The following is a 4,208-nucleotide window of genomic DNA, read 5'->3' as shown; positions in this document are numbered from 1 at the left end:
GAACAAGGCCGTTACCAGCACGGCCAGAAGCGCTGCGGCGAAGGCCGCCATCAGGCGCTGGGCGACGGCGAAGATGTCGCCGCGCTTCCAGGCCAGCAATGGTCCGAATGGGACCACGACCAATAGCGGCACCATCAGCGGTCCGAATGTCAAGTTGAAGAACGGCGCGCCGACCGAAATTTTATCGGCTGAAACGGCCTCGACCGCCAACGGATACAATGTGCCGATCAGCACGGTGGCAGTGGCCGTGGTCAGGAACAGGTTGTTGAGGACCAGCGCTCCTTCGCGCGAGATCGGATGAAACAGGCCGCCGGCCGTCAACCTCGAGGCGCGCAGGGCGAACAACGCCAACGATCCGCCGATGAACAGTGTCAGGATGCAGAGAATGAACACGCCTCGCGCCGGATCGGTGGCGAAGGCGTGGACGGAAGTGAGCACGCCTGAGCGCACCAGGAAGGTGCCGAGCAGCGACAGCGAGAAGGTCAGGATCGCCAGCAACAGTGTCCATATCTTCAGGGCCGAGCGCTTTTCCATGACGATCGCCGAATGGAGCAGCGCCGTGCCCCCCAGCCAAGGCATGAAGGAGGCGTTCTCGACCGGATCCCAGAACCAGAAACCACCCCAGCCAAGTTCGTAATAGGCCCAGTAGGAACCCATGGCGATGCCGCCGGTCAGGAACATCCAGGCGACCAGCGTCCATGGCCGCACCCAGCGGGCCCACGACGCGTCGATGCGGCCTTCGATGAGGGCGGCGACCGAGAAGGAAAAGCAAATCGAGAAGCCGACATAGCCGAGATAGAGCAGCGGCGGATGGATGGCGAGGCCGAGATCCTGCAGGATCGGATTGAGATCGCGGCCCTCGATCGGCGCCGGATTGAGCCTGGCGAACGGGTTTGATGTCGCCAGGATGAACAGGAAAAAGGTGGCGCCGATCGCCCCTTGCACGGCCAGCACATTGGCTCGAAGGGCCGCGGGAAGATTGCGGCCGAAAGCCGCGACGAGGGCGCCGAAAAAGGTCAGGATCAGCACCCAGAGCAGCATCGAGCCCTCGTGATTGCCCCAAGTGCCGGTGATCTTGTAGATCAGCGGCTGCAGCGAATGCGAGTTGTCCCAGACGTTGGCCACCGAAAAATCGGACGTCGCATAGGCTATGGCCAGCGCCGCGAAGGACAGAGCGGTCAAGGTAAAGCCGGTCACCGCGACCGGACCGCCGACGGCCATCATTTTCTGGTTGTTCATGTGCGCGCCGAACATCGGCACCAGCGTCTGCACCAAAGACAGCGCGAACGCCAGGACCAGCGCGAAATGTCCGGTTTCAACCATTGTGGCGCCCGCCAGGTTTTTGTTTTGCCACAGGTTCTTGCCGCAAAACCGTGAGACACTTTTGCGGAACCTGCTTAGTCACTCTTGCTCTCCTGCCACACGCCCTTGGACTTGAGGCCGTCGGCCACCTCCTTGGGCATGTAGTTCTCGTCGTGCTTGGCCAGCACGCTGTCGGCGACGAAGACGCCGTCCGGGCGAAACGTGCCTTCTGTGATGACGCCCTGCTCCTCACGAAAAAGGTCGGGAAGAATGCCGGTGTAGGTGACCTTGACCTGCTTCTGGTTGTCGGTCACCGAAAAAGCGACGGTAGCCCCCTGACCGCGCTCGATCGTGCCTTTTTCGACGAGGCCGCCGAGCCTGATACGCTGCCCAGGCTGCAGGCTGGCGGTGGTCAGATCGGCGGGCATGTAGAAGTAGGAGGCCTTCTGGCCGAGCGCGTAGAAGGTCAGGCCGGTGGCGGCACCGAGGAAGGCCAACCCTCCGGCGATCACCGACAATCTTTTCTGCTTGCGCGTCATGTTTTACTCCGTCGCCGTCAGGCCGAGCGAGATGGCAAAGGCGGTGAATTTCTTCGCTTCCTCACTATCTGAGCCAAAAACGGCGATACCGCGATTAAGCGCGTCGCGTGCTTGATCGGCCTTGCCCAGCACGACATAGGAACGAATAAGCTGCATCCATCCTTCCACATCGCGCGGGTTTTGCCGAAGTCTTTCATCAAGTCCCGCAACCATGGTGTTGATCATCGCTTCCCTGTCCTGCGGCGACATCGACGAGGCTGCATCGACATTCGCGGCGTCCGGGCCTTTTGCAGGCACTCCCGAAGCGACGTTCTGCTTGGCGGATTCGGCCAGTGCCTGCTCGACGGCGCCGCGCCAGGCTGAGTCCTGCGGCAAGGCCGCTAGCATTTTCTGCCAGACAGCTGTGGCCTCCTCAGTGCGGCCTTCCTGCGCCATGCCCATCGCCAGATAAAAGCTGGCCTTCGGATTTGCCGGATCGAGCTTCAGCGCCGCCTCGAAGGCGGCCTGAGCGTCGGCCGAGACTATGCCGCCCGCTGCGCTGGCGATCGCCTCTCCGAGGCTGGCCTGGCGGGCAGCACTGTCGCCGTCGAGGCGAATGGCGTTCCGGTACGCCGTCACCGCGTCGGAAAACCGCTGCATGCGCAGATAGACCGGCGCCAGAACGCCCCAACCCCTGCCATCGGACGGATTCGCGGCAAGGTGGGCCTCGGCGCGTGCCACCAGTTCCTCCACCGAACTGTCGGCGGGATTCTTGGCCAGTCGCTCGCTGAGCGGCTGCGACGGCAGATCGGGCGAGCCGAGCTGGCTGTACAAGCCCCAACTGACCAGCGGAACCGCCAGGACCGCGGCCGTCGCAACCAGCCTGGTCGCCATTGACGGCTGCCGCGCCGCTGACTTGTCGGCGGCATTGTCAAGTCGAAGGATGCGGCGGGCGATCTCCGCACGCGCCTCTTCGGCCTCCGCCGGCTGGATCAGGCCACGCGCCACGTCCAGGTCAAGCTCGGACAACTGGTCGCGATAGACTTCAAGGTCATGATCGCTGCTCGCCGCACCACCCTTCGAGCCGCTGGCCAGCGGTATCAGAACCGCCAGGCTTGCACCCAGCGTGAGAATGGCAGCTATGACCCAGAACAGCATGCTTATTCCAATAACGGCAGAGCCCTGCCCTGCCAACACAGGGGTCCTGCGACGCTTTGACGGCAGGAGCGTCGCATGTCCTTGATTGATGTCAACCGGAGCCTTCGGCCGGTCGTTATGTCAGTGGCGTCCAGCTGCCATCGGCGTTGCGGCAAGCGGTTCCGCGCGCGGTGGTGCCGGCGGCACCGGTAAAGACTGTATGGGTGTATTGCCGGCAGTCCTGCGAGCCGACACGATAGGGCTGGGCGGGCACGACTTCACCGTAATGCGCCGACCGATCGCTCTTCCACCTCACCTTCTGGCCGCTCGCGGTGTACTCCAGCGCCCTGTATTCCGCTTCCAGCGCCTTGCGCTTTTCGGGATCGCTCAAACCGGCACCGATCGATCCGCTGACGAGGCCGCCTCCCATGGCGGAAATGATCGTCGTCGCGATCTTGCCGTCACTTTGCGGCGTGGCGGCCGGCTGCGGCGCCACCGTGGAGCCAGGGCTCCTGCCCAGCGTCGTGCAGCCGGAAACGGCCAGCAGTGCGGAAACGAGCGCGACGCGAATCTTCATGCCAACAACCAGTTTTCTTGAGTTAGAGCTGGGCCGCGCCATCGGGGGAAGTCAGCGTGGCCATAGTGACGATGTTTGTCGGAAATTTGGCCGCGGCCGACGGCTCCGGGACCAGTCGACATGCCGCAATATCACGCACGGTCGATCAATGTCGACTAGCCCAGCAAAAGCATAAGTCTAGTGAAGGCTCCGCAATCGAACCACCGCCTTCAACCCGCCCATGCTCGACCGTTCCAGAGCCAGAACGCCTCCATACTCGTTGACCAGGTCGGCGACAATGGCAAGTCCAAGCCCGGTCCCCGGCTTTGTCTCGTCGAGCCGCCGTCCGCGCTTCAGCGCCTCGCGCGCCTTGTCTTCGGGAATGCCCGGGCCGTCATCTTCGATGCTGATCTCGAACAGATCGACAGCACCCTCCTTGCCGACGCCACTCTTCTTGCCGGAGATCGGCGCCACCGACACGGCGACCGCGCTCTTTGCCCATTTCATGGCGTTGTCGAGCAGATTGCCAAGCAATTCTTCCAAATCCTCGCGTTCGCCGGCAAAGACGATATCGACTGCGGGCAGCGACAGCGAGAGAGCGGTCTGCGGGTTGAGTTTTTGCAGCACGCGTACCATGCGCTGGACCAGCGGCGCCACCGGCGTGCGGTAGACGACGCTGTCGCGTTGTGCCGCAA

Annotated in this window: 5 protein-coding genes; all 5 read right to left on the bottom strand. The window is 63.1% G+C overall.

The genetic code is table 11. The features are described from left to right. The coding region (locus EOA85_RS29120; RefSeq protein ID WP_164759951.1) for a heme lyase CcmF/NrfE family subunit at positions 1-1,323 on the bottom strand (1,323 nt) is incomplete at its 3' end. Between the two features lie 74 nt (positions 1,324-1,397). Further along, the gene (gene ccmE / locus EOA85_RS29115) at positions 1,398-1,841 is read right to left on the bottom strand and encodes a cytochrome c maturation protein CcmE (protein ID WP_065010432.1); all 444 of its coding nucleotides are present in this window, start codon (positions 1,839-1,841) and stop codon (positions 1,398-1,400) included. Positions 1,842-1,844: 3 nt separating this feature from the next. Then, positions 1,845-2,978: a c-type cytochrome biogenesis protein CcmI gene (gene ccmI / locus EOA85_RS29110; RefSeq protein WP_127212059.1), complete on the bottom strand. Its 1,134-nt coding sequence runs from the start codon at positions 2,976-2,978 to the stop codon at positions 1,845-1,847. 115 nt (positions 2,979-3,093) lie between these two features. Further along, a complete protein-coding gene (locus EOA85_RS29105; protein ID WP_127212058.1) occupies positions 3,094-3,534 on the bottom strand; it encodes a hypothetical protein in 441 nt (146 codons plus the stop codon). Between the two features lie 177 nt (positions 3,535-3,711). Next, the coding region (locus EOA85_RS29100; RefSeq protein ID WP_245486116.1) for an ATP-binding protein at positions 3,712-4,208 on the bottom strand (497 nt) is incomplete at its 5' end.

Origin of the sequence: Mesorhizobium sp. M5C.F.Ca.IN.020.29.1.1, assembly GCF_003997375.1 — a bacterium.
GTDB lineage: Bacteria > Pseudomonadota > Alphaproteobacteria > Rhizobiales > Rhizobiaceae > Mesorhizobium > Mesorhizobium wenxiniae.
Note: the sequence above shows the minus strand (reverse complement) of the source record. Positions and strands in the feature narration are given on the sequence as shown.

Coding starts and splice junctions, on each gene's coding strand:
- EOA85_RS29105 (WP_127212058.1), bottom strand. CDS start 3,534: ATGAAGATTCGCGTCGCGCTCGTTTCCGCACTGCTGGCCGTTTCCGGC.
- ccmI (WP_127212059.1), bottom strand. CDS start 2,978: ATGCTGTTCTGGGTCATAGCTGCCATTCTCACGCTGGGTGCAAGCCTG.
- ccmE (WP_065010432.1), bottom strand. CDS start 1,841: ATGACGCGCAAGCAGAAAAGATTGTCGGTGATCGCCGGAGGGTTGGCC.